We start from the raw sequence: 18,387 nt of genomic DNA on the forward strand, positions 1-18,387 counted from the left end.
GTGTTATGCGTTGACCCGGTCTCTTGATCTGCCGGCCCTCGACCGGATCGACACCCTGGCTCAAGAGCTGGCGATGCTCCAGGACAAGAGCAAGCGCCGGATTGCCATCCTTGGCAGCCGCCACGTCCCGGTGGTTTCGGTGCACCTGGTCGAGTTGGTGGCACGCTCCCTGGCCCAGGAGGGACACAGCTTGATTACGTCGGGTTCCCAGGGCGTGAACGCCGCTGTGATTCGTGGCGTCCTTGAGGTCGACCCGTCACGCCTGACGGTTCTGTTGCCCCAGAGCCTGGATCGCCAGCCCCGGGAATCCCGCGATCAACTGGATCGGGTTCTGCATCTCGTGGAGAAACCCGAGAACGACGAGTTGCCGTTGCCGATGGCCAGCAGCCTCTGCAACCAGGAGATCATCCGCCGCTGCGACCAGCTGATTTGCTATGCCTTTCACGACAGCGAGACCTTGCTGACCAGCTGCCGGACCGCTGAGGACATGGGCAAGGTGGTCAGCCTGATGTTCTTCGACTGATCCCCTGGTCAGTTGGCTGCGGCGATGACGCTCTGCAGTCCTTCCCAATAGAGGAGACCGGCGCAGGTCATCGCACCCGCCCAGCAGAGGGAGCGAACCGGGGGCAGGTTGGCCACATAGGCCGCGATGTAGCCCAGCCGCAGGGCCGGATAGATCCAGGCGGCGGCAATGGCCACCGGTGAGCTGACCCCTGCGATCAGGCAAATCAGGGCTGCTGGGGCGTAGAGCGTGAAGGCCTCGAAGCTGTTGAGGTGCGCCCAGTTGGCCCGCTTGCCCCACTCCGGCAGCCGCTCGGCCATGGCCCGGGGGGCGGCGAGGTCGCTCAGCTGGAAGTCGGCCTTGGAGCGGGCAGCGCCGAGGGGGACCAGGCTGGAGACCACGACACCGGCGCTGAGGAAGAGCGACCAGGCAAAGGCGGGATGCATCGGAGCCAGAGGGCTTGGGTTGCCTCCTTTTCTAGGCTGGTCCCGGTTCCCCCCGCGCGAGCGCATGGCCTCCAGCTACTCCTTCGACGTCGTCTCCGATTTCGATTGGCAGGAATTGGTGAACACCCTCGATCAAGTGCGCCGCGACGTTTCGACCCGCTACGACCTCAAGGATTCCGGCACCGAGGTGGACCTGGAAGAGACCAGCTTCACCATCACGACCGCCAGCGATATGACCCTTCAGGCGGTGGAAGATGTGCTGCGTCAGAAGGCGACCAAGCGCAATCTGTCCCTGAAGATCTTTGATTTCCAAACCCCGGAGCCCGTGGGCGGAAACAAGGTCAAGCAGGTGGTGAAATTGCGCAAAGGTCTCACCCAGGACCTGGCGAAAAAGCTCAGCAAAACCATCCGCGACGAGCTCAAGAAAGTCACCGTGGCCATCCAAGGGGATGCGCTGCGGGTGACCGGCAAAAGCAAAGATGACCTGCAGGCGGTGATCCAGCTGCTCAAAGAGCAGGACGTGGAAGTGCCCCTGCAGTTCCAGAACTACCGCTAAGGGTCGTTCGTCAGCCCATGAGCCGCTCTGGCTGGCGTTTTTGGATTGACCGAGGTGGGACCTTCACCGATGTCGTTGCCCGTTCTCCGGATGGGGAGCTGACGGTCGTCAAGGTGCTCTCGGAGCAACCCGACAGGCCGGGCGATCCGGCTGTGCGGGTGATCCGCGAGTGTCTTGGCCTGCACGCCTCAGAACCCATCCCTGCGGGTCTGGTGGCGGAAGTGCGCCTGGGCACCACCGTGGCCACCAACGCCTTCTTGGAGCGGGACGGCGCCCCCACCCTGTTGCTGATCAACCAAGGCTTCGCCGATCTGCTCGCGATCGGTGATCAGCACCGCCCCGATCTGTTTGCGCTCGCCATCCGCCGGCCCCAGCCGCTGCAGGGGCGCGTGATCGAGGTCCAGGGCCGTTTGGCCGCCGATGGTGCTGAGCTTCAACCCCTCGTGCTGGATCAGGCCCTCGAGGCCGCCGTCTCCGCGGCGAAGGCCGATGGCTACCGCAGTGTCGCCGTTGCCCTGCTCCATAGCGCCACCAAAGGGAGCCATGAGCAGCAGCTCGGCTCCTGGTTGGAGTCGTTTGGCTTTGAGCAGGTGGCGCTCTCCCACCAGGTGAGTCCCTTGCCCCGTTTGGTGCCCCGAGGCCAAACGACGGTGCTCGAGGCCTCGGTGGGGCCGGTCCTGCAGGGGTATCTCCATCAGGTGCAGCAGGCCCTCGGCCCCGCGGTGCCACTGCGGGTGATGCAGTCCAGCGGGGTCCTGGCCGCTCCGTCGGCGCTGCGCGCCAAAGACACGATTCTCTCGGGACCGGCCGGTGGCTTGGTCGGCGCGGTGCGCACGGCGGCCCAGGCCGGCTTTGGCCGCATCGTCGGGTTTGACATGGGCGGGACGTCGACGGACGTCTGTTACTGCGATGGGCCCTGGCCGCGGCTGGAGCAGGTGGAGCTCGAGGGGCTGCCGATTCAGGCGCCGATGCTGGCGATTCACACCGTGGCTGCCGGTGGTGGATCCCGGTTGCAGTTCGATGGTGTGCGCCTGCGGGTGGGCCCCGAGTCGGCGGGGGCGGATCCGGGCCCGGCTTGCTATCGCCGCGGTGGACCCCTGTCCGTGACCGACGCCAATCTCTTGCTGGGACGGCTGCAGGTCGATCACTTCCCCGCTGTCTTTGGTCCAACGGGCGATCAACCCCTTGATGCAGCCACCGTTCGCGAGCAGTTCGAGGCCCTCGGCAAGCGCCTGGAATGCTCCGCGGAAGCGGCTGCCGAGGGGGCCTTGGAGCTCGCCCTTGAGCGGATGGCGGAGGCGATTCGCCGCATCTCGATCCAACAGGGCCATGACGTGCGTGAGGCGGTGCTCTGCTGTTTCGGTGGGGCCGGCGGTCAACACGCCTGTGCGTTGGCGGAACGGTTGGGGATGCAGCAGGTGCTGCTGCATCCCTTCGCGGGGGTGCTCTCGGCCTATGGCATTGGCTTGGCCGATGAGGGGCAGGTGCTGCTGCACCCCTGCGGTCGCCCACTGACCGCCAGCAGCCTGGCGGAGCTCGAGGCGATCACCGCTGAACGGCTTGCTGCCGTGCCGGCCGGGGCCCAGATGGAGCGGACCCTGCAGCTGCGCTTGCCCGGACGGGATCAGTGCCTGCCCCTGCTGTGGTCCAGCCCTTGCCCCGGGGTCCAGGAACTGCGGCAGCAGTTCATCGCCCAGTTCCAGCAGCGCTATGGCTACCTCCCCAGTGGCGATCCGCTGGAGATCGTCGTGGACCGCCTGAGTGTGGAGTTCAGCTGGCCCGGTGCCAGCGCTCAGCCCCAGCCGATGGCCGTCGCCTCAGAGGGTGCCGAGGCGGGCGAGGTGCCCCTCTATCTCGATGGCGTCTGGCGGACCGCCGCCCTCTGGCAGCGCAACGCGATCGCGGCTGGTCAGGTGCTGCAGGGGCCCGCCTTGATCTGTGAGGCCACGGGAACCAACCTGCTGCCGGCCGGCTGGAGTGCCCGTTGCTTGCCCGGCGGCGAACTGCTCCTGACCTTCGAGCAAGCGGGTCGTCTCAGCAGCAGCGCCGAGCGGGCCAGCGAACCGGACCCCGTCAATTTGGAGTTGTTTGGCCATCGCTTCATGGCGATCGCCGAGCAGATGGGGACGCGTCTGCAGCAGACGAGCGTCTCGGTGAACATCAAGGAGCGCCTTGATTTCTCCTGCGCCTTGTTTGATGGCCGCGGGCGCCTGGTGGCCAATGCCCCGCACATCCCCGTGCACTTGGGCTCCATGGGCGAGAGCGTTCTGGCCTTGATGCGGGCAGTGGAGAACGCCGAGCTGGACCCATTGCAGCCCGGTGACGCGCTGGTTTCGAACAACCCCTTCAACGGCGGCACCCACCTGCCTGACCTCACGGTGATATCGCCGCTGTTTTCACCGACAGGCGGGGACCAGCCCGTGGCCTTCGTGGCCTCGCGTGGTCACCACGCCGATGTGGGAGGCATCACGCCGGGATCCATGCCATCCAGTAGCCGCTCCATCGCTGAGGAAGGACTGCTCTTCGACAACGTTCCGCTGGTGCGGGGTGGCCATTTGTTGGAGGAGGCCTGGCGAGAGCGCTTGGCGCAGGGCTCGTGGCCGGCCCGCAATCCCGATCAGCTTTTGGCGGATCTGCAGGCCCAACTGGCCGCCAACGATCTCGGGGTCCAGCGTCTCTTGGCCTTGATGACCGCGGCGGGCGAGGAGCGGGTGCTGGCCTACATGGGCCACGTTCAGGACCAAGCGGCCGCGGCGGTGCGTCAGGTCTTGAGCCGACTGGCCGACGGGGAGGCGCGGGTCCAGCTCGATGGGGGGCCTGAAATCGTTGTGCGTCTGCTTGTGGATCGTGCGGCCCAGCGGGCCCGGATTGACTTCAGCGGCACGTCCCCTCAGATCGCGGGCAATCTCAATGCGCCCTTGGCGATCACCAAGGCGGTGGTGCTCTATGTCTTCCGCGCGCTGGTGCGTGAGTCGATTCCCCTGAATGCGGGCTGCTTTGACCCCCTCGAGTTGGTGGTGCCCGAGGGGTGCCTGCTGAACCCCCGGCCACCGGCCGCGGTGGTGGCCGGCAATGTCGAGACGTCGCAGGCGGTGGCCAACGCCCTCTTTGCGGCCGTGGGTGCCCTGGCGGCGTCCCAGGGCACGATGAACAACCTCAGCTTTGGCAATGCCCACTGCCAGTACTACGAGACGGTTTGCGGCGGCACCGGCGCGGGGGATGGGTTTGCGGGAGCCGATGCGGTCCAGAGCCACATGACGAATTCCCGCCTGACGGACCCCGAGATCCTTGAGCAACGCTTGCCGGTGCGGCTCGAGCAATTTGCGATCCGCCGCGGCAGCGCGGGAATCGGTCGCTGGCCCGGTGGTCACGGCGTCGTGCGCACCTTGACCGCCCTGGAGCCCCTGACCGCGTCTCTGTTGAGCGGCAGTCGCCGCGTTCCCCCCTTCGGCATGGCCGGCGGTGGTGCGGGGGCCTGCGGTCAGAACAGCCTGCGGCGGGCGGGGACAGAGCAGATCGAGCTGCTGCCGGGTTCCACCCAGGTGGAGTTGCAGCCTGGTGATCAACTGCAGATGGCCACCCCTGGTGGTGGTGCTTACGGAGCGATCGAGCCATGACTGTGCGATCACGCCTTGCGCTTGGCCTCGCCGCGCTCGCTGTGGCCTCCCCCCATCCCGTTCTCGCGAACCTGTTGCAGGAGCGCAGTCAACGCTTCCATCCGGTGGAGTCGTCCGCGGGAATCGTGGCGGCCCAGGAGGCCCAGGCCGCGGCGGTCGGCGCCCAGATCCTGCGGGAGGGCGGCAATGCCGTCGATGCGGCCGTGGCCACCTCCTTCGCCTTGGCGGTGACCTTGCCCCAGGCGGGGAATTTGGGGGGAGGTGGTTTCCTCGTGCTGTGGCTGCCCAAGCGGGGACCCATGGCGACCTGCGCCGCCGCCGCCCGGGGACCTGAGCTTCCCGAGGCCATCCAGCTGGGCCGCGGTGAGGCCGTCGCCCTGAACTTCCGTGAGAAGGCCCCGCTCAAGGCCGGGCCGGATCTGTTCTTAAACCCCGATGGCACGGTCAATCGGCGCTTGGCCCTGCGCAGCCTGCTCAGCACGGGGGTGCCGGGCACCGTCGCGGGCTTGACCCAGGTGCAGCAGCGCTACGGCTGTCTGCCCCTGGCGACGGTGATGCAGCCGGCGATTCGCCTCGCGGAGCAGGGCTTCGCGGTGGGGCCGGAGTTGAGCGCTTCCCTGGAGGCGGCGGCACCGATCCTGAAGGCCGACCCCAGCAGTGCCGCCCAGTTCTTCAAGGTTGGTGGTGCGCCCTACCGCCCCGGTGAGCTGTTGAAGCAACCGCTGCTGGCGGCCAGCCTGCGCTGCATCGCCCAGCAGGGCGCCCGCTGCTTCTACCGCGGCCCCTTGGCCCAGGCCCTGGTCGCTTTGATGCAGGACCAGGGCGGTCTGATCAGCCGGGAGGATCTAGAGCGCTACCGGGCCCCGTGGATGCGTCCCTTGCGGGGTGAGCTCCAGGGCCATCCGGTTTTGACCATGCCTCCACCCAGCGGCGGTGGCGCCACCCTGCTGCAACTGCTGAATGTCCTGGAGCCGCTGCAGCTGCAGACCACCGGGCTCAACAGTGCGGCGACGATCCACCGGATGGTCGAGGCGATGAACCTGGCGTACCGGGATCGCAATCGGCTGCTGGGGGATCCGGATCAGGTGGCGATGCCCCTGGATCGTCTCCTGAGCAGCCGCTATGCCGATCAACAACGGCAACGGATCCGGCTGGATCGCCATCGCCCCGCCGCCGAACTCGAAGCGGAACCCCTGCCGCTCCACGGCGGCACGAACACCACCCACCTCTCGGTGGTGGACCGTGATGGGGGCATGGTGAGCACCACCACCACCTTGAACACGGCCTATGGCAATGGCATCTCCGTGCCTGGTGCCGGCTTCCTGCTCAACAACGAGATGGATGACTTCACGGCCAAGCCCGGGGCGCCCAATGCCTACGGCCTGCGCCAGGGCAGTCAGAACGCCATCGCTCCGGAGCGCCGCCCCCTCAGCTCGATGACCCCAACGCTGGTCTTCCACCGCGATGGCCGGCCGCTGCTAGCGACCGGTAGCCCCGGGGGCAGTCGGATCATCACCACCGTGCTGCAGGTGCTGCTGAACCGGCTCGTGCACGGCCTCAACCTGGCCTCAGCAGTGGCGGAGACCCGCATTCACAGCCAACTCTGGCCCGACCAGATCAGCGCCGAGCAGGGGTTGAGTCCCGACACCTGGCGACTGCTCGAGCAGCGGGGCCACGAGCTCAAGCTGCGCCCGGCGATGGGCTCGGCCAATTCCGCTGAGGTGCGCTATGGCGGTGATCACCAGGGCCTGCCCGTCGGCAGTTGGGGTGTGGCGGATCCACGGCGACTGGATGCGGCGGCCGTGGCGGAGCGCCCCTAGCCCTTCAGTAGGGACGGCAGCCCGTTCACCAAGGACGGGAAGCAGAGGATCAGGAGCAGGACCACCAGCTGAACCCCAATGAAGGGCCAGGCCCCGCGGTAGATCGATTGGGTGCTGACCTCCTCGGGGGCGACGCCCCGCAGGAAGAACAGGGCAAACCCAAAGGGAGGCGAGAGGAAGGAGGTCTGCAAGTTGGCGCCAATCAGCACCCCGAACCAGAGCAGGGCCTCGGGGCCGAGCAGCTGCCGGGCGCTGGGCAGCAACAAGGGCAAGACGATGAAGGCGATCTCAAAGAAGTCGATGAAGAAGCCCAGGCCAAAGATCACGGCCATGCTCACCAGCAAAAAGCCGGCTTTGCCCCCCGGCAGGTTGAGCAGCAGATCGCTGATCAGGTGATCGCCGCCCACGCCGCGGAAGACCAGGCTGAAGGCCGTCGACCCGAGCAGGATCGCCAACACCATCGACGTGGTGCGCAGGGTGTCGTCGCTGACCTGGCTGAGGGCGCGGCGGTTCAGCCCCCCCTCCAGGGCCGCCAGGGCCAGGGCCCCGATGGCGCCAATCGCACCGGCTTCCGTCGGGGTAGCCAGGCCAAAAAAGATGCTGCCCAGCACCAGCAGGATCAAACCCAGGGGCGGCAGCAGCACCCGCACTAGCTGCTGGCCGCTGGGCCGCTCGGCGCTGGGATCGGTGTCAACGGGGGGTGCCAGTTCGGGCTTGAGGCTGCTGATGATGACCACGTAGAGGGCGAAGCCCGCGGTCATCAGCAACCCAGGGATCAGCGAGCCCAGGAAGAGGTCACCGACGGAGACCCCCAACTGGTCGGCGAGGACCACCAGGACGATGCTCGGCGGAATGATCTGGCCCAAGGTGCCCGAGGCGGCGATCACGCCGGTGGCCAACGAGCGGTCGTAGCCCGCCCGCAGCATCACGGGCAGGGAGATCAATCCCATCGTCGTCACCGTGGCGGCGACCACGCCGGTGGTGGCGGCGAGCAGTGCCCCGACCAGGACCACCGCCAACGCGAGGCCGCCGCGGACGCCCCGCAGCAGTTGGCCCATCGCCACCAGCAGGCGTTCAGCGATGCCCGAGCGCTCGAGCATCGCCCCCATGAAGACGAAGGCCGGAATCGCCAGCAACGTGAAGTTGCTCATGATCCCGAAGATCCGCTGGGGCAGGGCCGTGAGGAACTGGGGGTCAATCACCCCAAAGGCCATCCCCAGCAGGGCAAACAGCACCGAGATGCCGCCTAAGCCGAAGGCGACCGGATAGCCGCTCAATAGCGCCAGCACCAGGGCGATGAACATCGCCGGTCCCAGGACTTCACCCGGGAAGAACGTGATGACGTAGCCGAAGGCCTCGAGTTCCATCAGCGCTCGCGCCGCAATCTCAGCGCCTGGGCCAGGCCCTGCAGGGCCAGCAGGCCGAAGCCCAGGGGAATCAGGCTCTTGATCCAGTAGCGCGGCAGGCCGTTGGGATCGGGGGACTGCTCCCAGATCTGCCAGGACTGCACGGCGGGCAGCAGGGAGACCAGCAGCACCATGATCGCGAAGGGCAGGAGCAGCAGCAGCGTGCCGCCGAGTTCAATGCGCCGTTGCTTGCGGGCCGACCAGCGGCTGTGGAGCACATCCACCCGGACGTGGCCGTTGCGTTGGAGCGTGTAGCCCAGCCCCAGCAAAAAGGCGACGGAGAACAGGGCCCACTGGGCTTCGATCAAGGCGTTGGAGCTCACGCTCATCCCCAGGGCGAGTCCGAGGTAGCGCCCGACCACATTCCAGGCGCCGACCACCAACATCAGCAGGATCGACCAGCGGCCAATCCAGGCGGCGCCCTGGTTGAGGCGATCGATCTGATCGGGCCAATCGATGCGCGCCATCAGCGGGTTTGGCCGTAGCTGAAGCTGGCGTAGGAGAGCTGGTTGACCCGGTTCCAGGCCCAGATCTGATCGCGGAAGGTCTGCCAGCCCCCGTAGATCGTTTTGAAGTCCTGGTTTGCCCGCGCCGTGTCGGCGTAGAGCTGATCGCTGGCTTCGCGGGCCGCCTTCAAGATCGCCTCGTCGTAGGGCCGCAGCTGGGTCCCGCCGCTGATCAACCGCTGCAGGGCTTCGCCATTGAGGCTGTCGTAACGGCTCAGCATCGAGAGGTTCGCCTCGTAGCAGGCCGTGCTGAACATCGCCTGGTAGTCATCGGGGAGGCTGCGCCAGGCCCGTTGGTTGACCAGGGCTGCCAGGGTTGGTCCCGGCTCCCACCAGCCCGGGTAGTAATAGAAGCGGGCCGCCCGCGGCAGGCCGAGCTTCTCGTCGTCATAGGGGCCCGTCCACTCCGCGGCATCGATGGCACCGCGGTCGAGGGCCAGGTAGATCTCTCCGCCTGGGAGCACTTGGACATTGACGCCGAGGGAGGCCATGACCTTGCCCCCCAAGCCGGGGATGCGCATTTTCAGGCCGCGCAGTGACTGGAGGCCCTCGAGTTGCCGCTTGAACCAGCCGCCCATTTGCGCCCCGGTGTTGCCCGCAGGGAAGCTGAGCACCCCGAAATCGGCGTAGAGGCGGTTGATCGCTTCATTGCCGCCGCCCTCGTAGAGCCAGGCGTTCTGCTGTTGCGCCGTGAGGCCAAAGGGCACGGAGGTGCCGAAGGCCAAGGCGGGGTTCTTGCCGACGTAGTAGTAGCTGGAGGTGTGGCCGCATTCGACCGAGCCGTTCTGGACGGCGTCGAGCACCTCGAGGCCCGGCACCAGTTCACCGGCGGCGTAGGGCTCGATCTGGAAATGGCCGTCGCTCAGTTCGGCGACCCGGCGGCTGATGGTCTGGGCGCCGCCAAAAATCGTGTCGAGGGAGTGGGGCCAGCTGGTGGCCATCCGCCAGCGGACCTGGGGTCGGGCAACTCCAGAGGCCTCGCTGACCTTGCGGATGCGGCAGGCCCCGAGCAGTCCAGCGGCACCTGCGGAGCCGGCCGCCGTGGCCGCAGCCCGGAGCAGGCCCCGCCGTTGCATGGTCAGGCCACCGCGGCGAAGCACTCGCGGAAGGCCGCGATGGTGGCGTCGATGTCCTCGTCGGAGTGGGCCAGGGAGGTGAAGCCGGCCTCGAAGGCGCTTGGGGCCAGGTAGATACCGCGTTCGAGCATGGCGCGGTGGACCTTGCCGAAGCGCTCAGCGTCGGCGGCCTTGGCCTCTTCGAAGTTGCGCACCGGGCCTTCGCAGAGGAAGAAGCCGAACATGGCGCTCACCGAACCACCGGTGATCGGCAGACCCGCAGCGCGAGCGCCTTCCATGATTCCGTTGATCAGTCGGCTGGTGACGGCTTCAAGGCGCTCGTAGCTGCCGGGTTGCTTGAGCAGTTCCAGGGTCTTGATCCCGGCTGTCATCGCCAGGGGGTTACCGCTGAGGGTGCCGGCCTGATACATCGGACCCGCGGGAGCCACCATGCTCATGATGTCGGCGCGGCCGCCATAGGCACCCACCGGCAGGCCACCACCGATGACCTTGCCCATGGTGGTCAGGTCAGGGGTGACGCCGAACTTGGCCTGGGCACCGCCGTAGCTGATGCGGAAGCCGGTCATCACTTCGTCGAAGACCAGCAGGGCGCCGTTCTCCTTGGTGAGCTCACGGATGCCTTCGAGGAAGCCGGGCTCGGGGGTGATGAAGCCCGCGTTGCCGACGATCGGCTCGAGGATGACACCAGCGATTTCGCCGGGGTTCTCAGCGAAGAGCTGCTTGACCGCTTCCAGGTCGTTGTATGGAGCGGTGAGGGTGCTGGCGGCCGTGGTGCGGGGGACACCGGGGGAATCGGGCAGGCCCAGGGTGGCCACACCGGAGCCGGCCTTCACCAGGAACATGTCCGCGTGGCCGTGGTAGCAGCCTTCGAACTTGATGATTTTTTCGCGGCCGGTGAAGGCGCGCATCAGGCGCAGCACCGACATGCAGGCCTCGGTGCCGCTGTTCACGAAGCGCACCATCTCGACGGAGGGGACCGCGTCGATCACCATCTCCGCCAGCTGGTTCTCCAGGGCGCAGGGGGCGCCAAAGCTGGTGCCCTTCTCCAGGGCATCGTGCAGCGCGCCGATCACCTCAGGATGGGCGTGGCCGCAGATGGCCGGGCCCCAGCTGCCGATGTAATCGATGTAGCGATTGCCGTCGACGTCCCAGGCATAGGCCCCTTTGACGCGGTCAAACACGATCGGCTGGCCGCCCACCGAGCGGAAGGCGCGTACGGGGGAACTCACGCCGCCGGGCATCAGCTTCTGGGCGGCACTGAAGAGTTCCTGGGACCGGGTGGTGTTGTGCACAGGTGCCGAGACAGGAGCCGAGGTCAAAACGGAATCCGCAGACTTGATTGGGGCTCGAGACCCCAAATGGGCCTTAAGCGTCGCCCATCCTTACGCAATCCCCGCCCCAGCGGTCGAGACCGTGCCAGCTCGTTAAGGTCGTTGGGCGTCCCGGCAATCGCTGTGAATCCAGACTGGGGCTTGGTTGAACGCCGGTTGAGGACCCTGCTCCCCGCGCGCTCGGTGGTGGCCAAGCGTCAGGAGTTGCTGGCCTACGACTGCGACGGATTGACGCTGCATCGCCATCAACCCCCCCTGGTGGTCCTGCCGGAGACCACCGATGAGGTGGCCGCGGTCGTGCGGTTGTGCAACGAGCTTCAGGTTCCGTTTATTGCCCGCGGGAGTGGAACGGGCCTCTCTGGCGGGGCCTTGGCGGAGCAGCCCGCCCTGGTGATCGCCACCAGTCGCATGCGCCGGGTCATCGCCATTGACTTGCCCAACGAGCGCATCACGGTGGAACCCGGGGTGATCAACAGCTGGGTCACCCGCGCGGTGGCGGGGGATGGCTTCTATTACGCGCCGGATCCTTCCAGCCAGGTGGCCTGCAGCATCGGCGGCAACGTCGCCGAAAACTCCGGCGGGGTGCACTGCCTGAAGTACGGCGTGACGAGCAACCACGTCCTCTCCATGGAGGTCGTTCTGCCCGATGGCAGCGTCACCACCTTGGGCTCGGGGATGGCGGAGACCCCCGAACTGGACCTGCGCGGCGTCTTCATCGGCAGCGAGGGAACCCTGGGGATTGCGACGGCCATCACCCTGCGTCTGCTGCGTCAACCCGCCTGCGTGGCCGTCTTGTTGGCGGACTTTGCCTCGATGGAAGCGGCCGGGGAGGCCGTTCGTCTGGTCACCGCCGCTGGGGTGCTGCCTGCGGGCATGGAAATCATGGATCGGCGCTGCATCCATGCCGTCAACGATTTCTTTGGGGTCGATGAGTACCCCCGTGAGGCCGCGGCGGTGCTCCTGGTGGAGCTCGATGGTCACCCCTTGGAGGTCGAGGAGTCGGTGCGGATCGCGGCTGATCTTTGCCGGGAGGCCGGGGCGGGCGGCGTTCGTGAGGCCTGGAGCCAGGAGGAGCGGGATCGGCTTTGGAAGGGCCGCAAGAGTGCGATCTCAGCCCTGGGCCGTCAATTCCCCAACTATTACCTCCAGGACGGAGTGGTGCCGCGCACGGCCCTGCCCCGGGTCCTGGCCGCAATTGAGCGTCTGAGTGAGGAGCATGGCTTGGCCGTGGCCAACGTCTTCCATGCCGGTGACGGCAACCTCCACCCGCTGATCCTGTACCGCTCGGATGAGCCGGGGGTGAATGAGCGGGTGACCGCCCTCGGGGCGGCCATCTTGAAGCTCTGCCTCGATGCCGGCGGCAGCATCAGCGGCGAACACGGGGTGGGCAGCGACAAGCGTTGCTATATGGACTGGATGTTCAGCCCGGACGATCTGGAGACGATGCAACTGGTGCGCCGGGCCTTCGATCCCGATGGCTTGGCAAACCCCGGGAAGATCTTCCCCACCCCGAAGACCTGCGGCGAATCGGCTCGCCGCTGGGTCGAGCTGAAAGAGGAAGGCCGCAAGCTCCCCGATGGGGTCGAGCTCTTTTAGGGCCAGCTTTCGTCCTCGTCCTCCTCGTCTGTGGGCCAGGCCAGGTTGACGACGACGGGGGCATGGTCGCTGGGCTGGACGTTGCCTCGGGGTTGTTTATCGATGACGCAGCCGGTGGCGCAATCCAGCAGCTCCTCAGACAAATAAATGTGGTCGATCCGCCAGCCCAGGTCCCGGTCCCAGGCGCCGCTGCGGTAGTCCCACCAGCTCCAATGGCCGCTGCCCGGCTCGAAGACCCGGAAGACATCCGTCAGTCGATCGCCCAGGGCGCCGCGTAGGGCGCTGCGCTCTGGCTCACTGGCCATGATCGTTCCGGTCAGGCGCCCTGGATCCGGAAGGTCCCGGTCCTCCAGGCCGATGTTGAAGTCCCCGACCATGCAGAGCGGATCGCCCTGCTCCTCCTGCACGGCGAGATAGCGCTGCAGGCAGCTCAGCCATTCCAGCTTGTAGGGGTACTTCTCGCTTTTCAGGGAGCTGCCATTGGGGACGTAGAGGTTCAGGATCCGCACCCCATCCAGCAGGCCGCTGATCACCCGTTTTTGTTCACTCAGCTGCGCGGCGTCAGGCAGAAGCGCCTCAAAGCCCACTTGAACGTCCTCTAGGGGCTCCCGGCTGATCAGCGCGACGCCGTTGTAGGCCTTCTGCCCACTGATGGCGCAGTGGTAACCGATCTGCTCGAAGGCCTTCAGCGGGAAGAGGTCATCGCTGACCTTGGTTTCCTGGAGGCAGAGCACATCGGGTTCATGGGCCTGCAGCCAAGCCAGCACTTGCTCCAGGCGGGTCCGCACCGAATTGACGTTCCAGCTGGCGATGCGCATCGGCGGCGGTGTGGTTTGGGGCTGCTCCTAGCATTCCGTGGTTCGACGGATGTGCCATGCCTCGGGGACTTGCCAGCGGCTTCAGCGCGGTCTTGATCGCTGCAGCGGCAGTGGTGTCCCCGGCGGCTCGCGCCCAGACCACCAACACCAACCTGGCCCCTGAAACCAGCGTCTTTGACCAGGGGCCCGGCGGCACGAGCCGCCAAGGGGGATCGCTGCTGGACAGCACGAACCCGATCGACTTGATGAACAAGTTGCGGCGCAACACGGCGATGGATGACGCGACCGATCCGGGTGACGCCATCGATGCGGCCCTGCGCCAGCTGGATTCGCAGTCGGCGGCCCCTAGCCCTGGTTCGCCTTTGGTGACGGCGCCTTAGCCGGCGGCTTCTTCGTCTCGCGCAGAGTCTGCAGCCCCCAGCTGGCGGCGACCCGGTCCAGGCGTGGGTCTTTTTTCTCGGGTTGCCTCGCCTGGGCTTCGGCGAGGGCTTGAGAGGCCCCAGGCAGATCCCCTTGGTCCTGCTTCAGCAGGGCAATCGCTAGGAGGGGCTTGGGGTCCCGCGGGAAGTCCTTGGCCAGTTGGCCGTAGAGGGCCAGGGCATCTGCCGTTTTGCCCTGGCGTTGACGGAGATCGCCCAGGAGCAGGCCGATGCCCATCTTTTGCGGCTGGGGAGTCGGCTTGCTCTTGGCCTCCAGCAGGGTCTTGAGCTGGGCTTCCGCCTCGGTTCCGCGTCCCTGCTCGAGTTGCAGCAGGGTCAGCAATTGCAGGGCCTCGATTTGATCGGGCTTGAGGTTCAGGATCTGGCGCACCTCCCGCTCGGCCCCGGGGCGGTCGTTGTTGTTGCGGCGCAGCTCGGCCAGGAGCACACGCAGCTGCCAGTTCTGGGGCTGTTGATCCGCCAGGCGCTCCAGCACCAGGCTGGCCTCCTGGGATTGCCCCTGTTGGATCAGCAGGTCAACGAGCCGCTGTTGATCGGCCGCGCTCGCCGAACCGTCCCCGAGGCGTGCCTGCAACAGGGCGACTTGCCGCTCGCGGCTCCCCTCGGGGCTGCCTTGGGCTTTGAGGGCTTGGTGCTGACCGAGCAGCCAGCCGCCGGTGATCGAGACGGTCACCAACCCTGATGCGACCAGGGCGATCAGCACGCCATCGCGCTGGTTGTGGCGGCCTCGTGCCTGCATCGAGGGAGCTGCAAGTCCGGCTCAGTCTGGGGCCTTTTTGCAAGCTCGGTACATTGTCTTGCGGGCGATGGATTTCACGAGCGCCCAGAGGGTTTCAGCCACGATGCGTCAACACCCCATTTCCCCGGTGACAGAGCCGATGCAGTACCGCGCCATCGGCGTGGTGCGGGGGACTTACGTGCCCGCTGATCCGGAACAGCTCACCCGAGGAGTGATTCAGACCGAGGACGGCTCCGAGATTGATGCCGTCGTTCTCGGTCGCGTGCTGACCTTGATGCGTCGTCACCTCGACCTCAGCAAGTCCCACCTCTGGGTCGCCTATCCCCGATTCCGCGATCCCGATCAGCTGCACCTCCAGCTCGTGGGTGTGTGGGAGCCCAGCACCCTCTCCCCGGATGAGAGTGAGGGCGATGGGGATGACCTGCCCGAAGGCGACGGTTACTTCTCCGTGCGCGGTGAGCTGATCTACACCCGTCCGGACGACGGTGATCTGGTGGTCAAGATTCGCCAGCAGCCCCGCTCCGACGGTCGTCGCCCGACCCCGTTCAAGCTGCAGCTAAAGGGCCAGGTGGATCCGGCCCATCTGCGCCATTTCGTCTCCCTGGACCTGCGCCGTGACGGGCAAACCCTGCAGGTCGAGAACCACGAAGTGATTGCTCCGGTGCCCCAACGGGCTGGCCGGGGTCGCGGCGGTGCCCGCGGCGGACGCCGCTAGGAACGGGATGCGGCCATGACTTCGCCGCCACCGTTGCGACTGGCGAGTTCCGATCAAGGCTCAACCGCGGCCCTGCGGGCCGGGGTTGCCGTCGCAGGCGTGAGTGTGGTGACGGTGGTGGGCCCCGTGCTGGGGCTCTCCCCTTGGCTGATTGCCGCTGCGGCGGGTGGGGCCCTGACGGCCCTCACCGTGGATGCGGCCCGCTTCGGTGGCCTGGGGGGCCATCTCTTGGCGGAATCGCTTCCCTTTGGCTTCGGCCGCGCACGGCTGCGGCGCATCGCGGTCCATGAGGCTGGTCACCTGCTATTGGCGGCTGAGAACCAGCTGCCGGTGAAGCAGGTCCTCGTGGGCAGCCGGGCGTGTTTGCGCCATGGTTTGCGGGTGAATGGCAGCACCGAGTTGGAGCCCCCCGCCCAGGTGAAGATGCCGCTGGAGGACCTGCGCCGTTGGAGCCGGGTGCTGCTGGCCGGGATGGTGGCCGAGACCGTGGAATACGGCGGCTCCCGTGGTGGCGCCGATGACCGGGCGCTGCTGGGGTGGCTTTGGGGGCTCTCCGGCCACGACGTGACGACGGCTCAGAACGAACAACGCCGGGCCCGCCGCGAGGTGCAGCAGTGGCTCGAGCAGCACCGCGAGCGGCTCCAGGCCAGCGCGGAGCAGCTTCTCCAGGAGGCCTGATGGGAGCCCTGGCGGTCGTCGATTGCCCGACGGGATTGGCCGGCAACATGCTGCTGGCGGCCCTGTTTGATTGCGGCCTGCCGGAAGACGCGGTCCACGAACCCCTGGCGGCCCTGGGTCTGGGCGGCCTCTATCGCCTGCAGCTCGAGGAGCGGCGCAGCGTGGGTCTGCGGGGGCTGCACCTGGAGGTGGAACCGCTCGAGCAGCAGCCGCCCCACCGCCATTGGGCCAGCCTGCGCGAGCAGATCCAGACCGCCCCGCTGGACCCCGTGCTGCGGAGCGACGTCTTGAAGGTGTTTGGCGTGCTGGCGGAGGCCGAAGCCGCCGTGCATGGGTCGGCACCGGAGCAGGTGCACTTCCACGAGGTGGGTGCCCTCGACGCGCTGGTGGATGTGGTCGGGGTCTGTGCCGGCCTGCGGCACTTCGGCGTGGAGCGCTTGATCTGCAGTCCGCCCCCCGCGGGCCATGGCCAGGTGACGACGGCCCATGGCCTTTTGCCAGTTCCCGTGCCTGCCGTGCTCGAGCTGGCCATACGCCATGGGGTTCCCATGGCCAGCAGCGCTGGCTTTCCCCCGGCTGAACTGACGACCCCCACCGGTTTGGCCTTGATGGTGGCCTTGGCGGAGGGCTTCGGCGCGGCACCGGCCCTCACCCCGAGCCGTCTGGGCATTGGCTTGGGCACGCGGGAGTTGGATCGCCCGAATCAGTTGCGCCTGCTGCTGGCTGAGACGGAGGTTGCCCCCGGGCCCGCCTTGCAGACGGTGGTGCAACAGCAGGCCCAGATCGACGACGCCACCCCGGAGGATCTGGCCTTTCTTCAGGAGGCTCTGCGGGAGGCGGGGGCCTTGGAGGTCTTCGCCCAGCCGGTGCTGATGAAGAAGGGACGCGCCGGCAGCTTGATCACGGCCCTGGCCTGGCCCGAGCAGGCCGAAGCCCTGCGCGCGATTTGGTGGCGCTTCGGCAGCAGCCTGGGGGTGCGGGAAGAGCTGCAGCAGCGCTGGGCCCTGCCCCGCCAGATCGAGGAGCATCAGACCCCTTGGGGCCCGGTGCGCTTCAAGACGTCGACACGGCCGGATGGCAGCGTGCGGCGCAAGCCGGAGTTTGAGGACCTGGTGCGGTTGGCCGAGGAGCGGCAGCTGCCCCTCGATCAGCTGCGCCAGGCCCTGCTGCAGTGGCGGGAGGAGCAGCGGTGATCGAGCGGCTCAGACGGGTCGCGCTGCCCGGGGGCGCCCGGCTGTGGTTGACCGCCGCCAGTGTTGCCTTTGTGGTCTCTGCGGTGGTGTCCCACGGCAGTCAGTTGCTGCAGTTGAGCCTGGATCGTCAGTCGTGGCTCTGGCTGGCCTTGGGCTTGGGTCTGAGTGCCTTGAGCCTGGTGGTCAATGGCCTGGCCTGGGGGGTGGTGCTGCGCTGGCTTGGGGCGATGCCCCGCTGGACGCCCGTGGTGTTGCTCTTTCTGGAGTCCAACCTGCGCAAGTACCTGCCTGGTGGGGTCTGGCACCTGCTGGCTCGGCTGCGGGCCCTGCGCGCGGGGGGACCCTGCCGGCAACCGCTGAGTGGGCGCCAGGCCCTTGGGGCGGTGCTGCTCGATCCGTTGTTGATGGCCGTGGCGGCCTTGGCGTTGGTGGCCCTGGGGGGTGGTGTCTCCTTGCTGGCCTTGCTGCCCCTGTTGGCCTTACTGCCCCGTTGGCTGAACCCGCTGCTGGAGGGTTTGGAGCGTCGCCGCGCGAAGGCCCTCGAGGTGGATCTCTCGGACCTGCGTTCGGGAAGCCTGCGCCTTCCGGGCTATCCCTGGGTCCCCCTGGCGGCGGAGTTGGTCTTTGTCCTGTGCCGCTTTGCCGGGTTTGCCTGCTGCGTTCAAGCCTTTGATCTGGCTTTCCAGCTGGATTGGCTCGGCTGGTTGTCGGGTTTTGCCCTGGCCTGGACCGCCGGTTTAGTCGTGCCGGCGGCCCCTGGCGGCTTGGGGGTGTTTGAAGCGGTCTTGGTGCTGCGCCTGGCCGCCGCCGTTCCCGAGGCTCCGCTGCTGGCCGTCGCCTTGAGCTATCGACTCGTGGTGTCTTTGGCGGATCTGTTGATGGCGGCCACCGCCCGCCGGGACCTGGCGGCGCTTCGCAACAGTGGGTATTGTTGAGAAGTGCCCTGAG

At 67.2% G+C, this 18,387-nt stretch carries 17 protein-coding genes; 10 read left to right on the plus strand and 7 right to left on the minus strand.

Annotated elements, in window-relative coordinates:
- The first annotated feature begins 10 nt into the window (after positions 1–10).
- The gene (locus H0O22_RS00140) at positions 11–523 is read left to right on the plus strand and encodes a DNA recombination-mediator protein A (RefSeq protein ID WP_185187080.1); all 513 of its coding nucleotides are present in this window, start codon (positions 11–13) and stop codon (positions 521–523) included.
- An 8-nt stretch (positions 524–531) separates the two neighbouring features.
- Here the strand turns inward: H0O22_RS00140 and H0O22_RS00145 are convergent, their stop codons facing one another.
- On the minus strand, positions 532–948 hold the full coding sequence (locus tag H0O22_RS00145) for an MAPEG family protein (protein ID WP_185187081.1): 417 nt from the start codon (positions 946–948) through the stop codon (positions 532–534).
- A 64-nt stretch (positions 949–1,012) separates the two neighbouring features.
- On the opposite strand from H0O22_RS00145, the gene H0O22_RS00150 reads away from it, so the two are divergent.
- From H0O22_RS00150 to ggt, 3 genes are read left to right on the plus strand one after another with little or no spacing between them, the layout of a single operon-like run.
- On the plus strand, positions 1,013–1,504 hold the full coding sequence (locus tag H0O22_RS00150; protein WP_185187082.1) for a YajQ family cyclic di-GMP-binding protein: 492 nt from the start codon (positions 1,013–1,015) through the stop codon (positions 1,502–1,504).
- A gap of 17 nt (positions 1,505–1,521) precedes the next feature.
- Positions 1,522–5,121, plus strand: coding sequence for a hydantoinase B/oxoprolinase family protein (locus tag H0O22_RS00155; protein ID WP_185187083.1), 3,600 nt, complete (start codon positions 1,522–1,524; stop codon positions 5,119–5,121).
- Entirely contained in the window at positions 5,118–6,941 is a 1,824-nt protein-coding gene (ggt, locus tag H0O22_RS00160) for a gamma-glutamyltransferase (protein WP_185187084.1), read from the plus strand. Before H0O22_RS00155 ends, ggt begins: the two co-directional genes overlap by 4 nt.
- Here the strand turns inward: ggt and H0O22_RS00165 are convergent.
- Genes H0O22_RS00165 through hemL form a run of 4 tightly spaced genes read right to left on the minus strand, consistent with a single transcriptional unit; the run spans position 6,938 to position 11,170 of the window.
- Entirely contained in the window at positions 6,938–8,308 is a 1,371-nt protein-coding gene (locus tag H0O22_RS00165) for a TRAP transporter large permease subunit (RefSeq protein ID WP_185187085.1), read from the minus strand. The two genes, ggt and H0O22_RS00165, sit on opposite strands and share 4 nt — an antisense overlap.
- Complete coding sequence (locus H0O22_RS00170; protein ID WP_185187086.1) at positions 8,308–8,814, minus strand: TRAP transporter small permease subunit; 507 nt, start codon at positions 8,812–8,814, stop codon at positions 8,308–8,310. Before H0O22_RS00170 ends, H0O22_RS00165 begins: the two co-directional genes overlap by 1 nt.
- Complete coding sequence (locus H0O22_RS00175) at positions 8,814–9,929, minus strand: TRAP transporter substrate-binding protein (protein WP_185188190.1); 1,116 nt, start codon at positions 9,927–9,929, stop codon at positions 8,814–8,816. Before H0O22_RS00175 ends, H0O22_RS00170 begins: the two co-directional genes overlap by 1 nt.
- Before the next feature lie 2 nt (positions 9,930–9,931).
- Positions 9,932–11,170, minus strand: a complete 1,239-nt coding sequence (hemL, locus tag H0O22_RS00180; RefSeq protein WP_255439591.1) for a glutamate-1-semialdehyde 2,1-aminomutase — start codon at positions 11,168–11,170, stop codon at positions 9,932–9,934.
- 246 nt (positions 11,171–11,416) lie between these two features.
- On the opposite strand from hemL, the gene H0O22_RS00185 reads away from it, so the two are divergent.
- A complete protein-coding gene (locus H0O22_RS00185; RefSeq protein ID WP_370521456.1) occupies positions 11,417–12,856 on the plus strand; it encodes an FAD-linked oxidase C-terminal domain-containing protein in 1,440 nt (479 codons plus the stop codon).
- Here H0O22_RS00185 and xth read toward each other — a convergent pair.
- The gene (xth, locus tag H0O22_RS00190) at positions 12,853–13,674 is read right to left on the minus strand and encodes an exodeoxyribonuclease III (protein ID WP_185187089.1); all 822 of its coding nucleotides are present in this window, start codon (positions 13,672–13,674) and stop codon (positions 12,853–12,855) included. The genes H0O22_RS00185 and xth overlap by 4 nt on opposite strands.
- Positions 13,675–13,730: 56 nt before the next feature.
- Between xth and H0O22_RS00195 the strand changes: the two genes are divergently transcribed.
- Positions 13,731–14,054, plus strand: a complete 324-nt coding sequence (locus tag H0O22_RS00195; protein WP_185187090.1) for a hypothetical protein — start codon at positions 13,731–13,733, stop codon at positions 14,052–14,054.
- Here the strand turns inward: H0O22_RS00195 and H0O22_RS00200 are convergent.
- Positions 14,020–14,853 carry a tetratricopeptide repeat protein gene (locus H0O22_RS00200; protein ID WP_185187091.1) on the minus strand — a complete coding sequence of 278 codons (834 nt, stop codon included), beginning with the start codon at positions 14,851–14,853 and terminating at the stop codon, positions 14,020–14,022. The two genes, H0O22_RS00195 and H0O22_RS00200, sit on opposite strands and share 35 nt — an antisense overlap.
- 103 nt (positions 14,854–14,956) lie before the next feature.
- Here H0O22_RS00200 and H0O22_RS00205 point away from each other — a divergent pair, with 103 nt between their 5' ends.
- The 4 genes from H0O22_RS00205 to H0O22_RS00220 are packed head-to-tail and all read left to right on the plus strand — an operon-like array spanning position 14,957 to position 18,374.
- A complete protein-coding gene (locus H0O22_RS00205) occupies positions 14,957–15,568 on the plus strand; it encodes a hypothetical protein (RefSeq protein ID WP_185188191.1) in 612 nt (203 codons plus the stop codon).
- Between the two features lie 15 nt (positions 15,569–15,583).
- Positions 15,584–16,246: a hypothetical protein gene (locus H0O22_RS00210; RefSeq protein ID WP_185187092.1), complete on the plus strand. Its 663-nt coding sequence runs from the start codon at positions 15,584–15,586 to the stop codon at positions 16,244–16,246.
- Entirely contained in the window at positions 16,246–17,439 is a 1,194-nt protein-coding gene (gene larC / locus H0O22_RS00215) for a nickel pincer cofactor biosynthesis protein LarC (RefSeq protein WP_185187093.1), read from the plus strand. Before H0O22_RS00210 ends, larC begins: the two co-directional genes overlap by 1 nt.
- The gene (locus tag H0O22_RS00220) at positions 17,418–18,374 is read left to right on the plus strand and encodes a lysylphosphatidylglycerol synthase domain-containing protein (RefSeq protein WP_255439357.1); all 957 of its coding nucleotides are present in this window, start codon (positions 17,418–17,420) and stop codon (positions 18,372–18,374) included. The genes larC and H0O22_RS00220 overlap by 22 nt, the downstream gene beginning before the upstream one ends.
- Positions 18,375–18,387: the final 13 nt, after the last annotated feature.

The organism is Synechococcus sp. LTW-R (assembly GCF_014217875.1).
In the GTDB taxonomy this organism is placed as follows: Bacteria; Cyanobacteriota; Cyanobacteriia; order PCC-6307; family Cyanobiaceae; genus Vulcanococcus.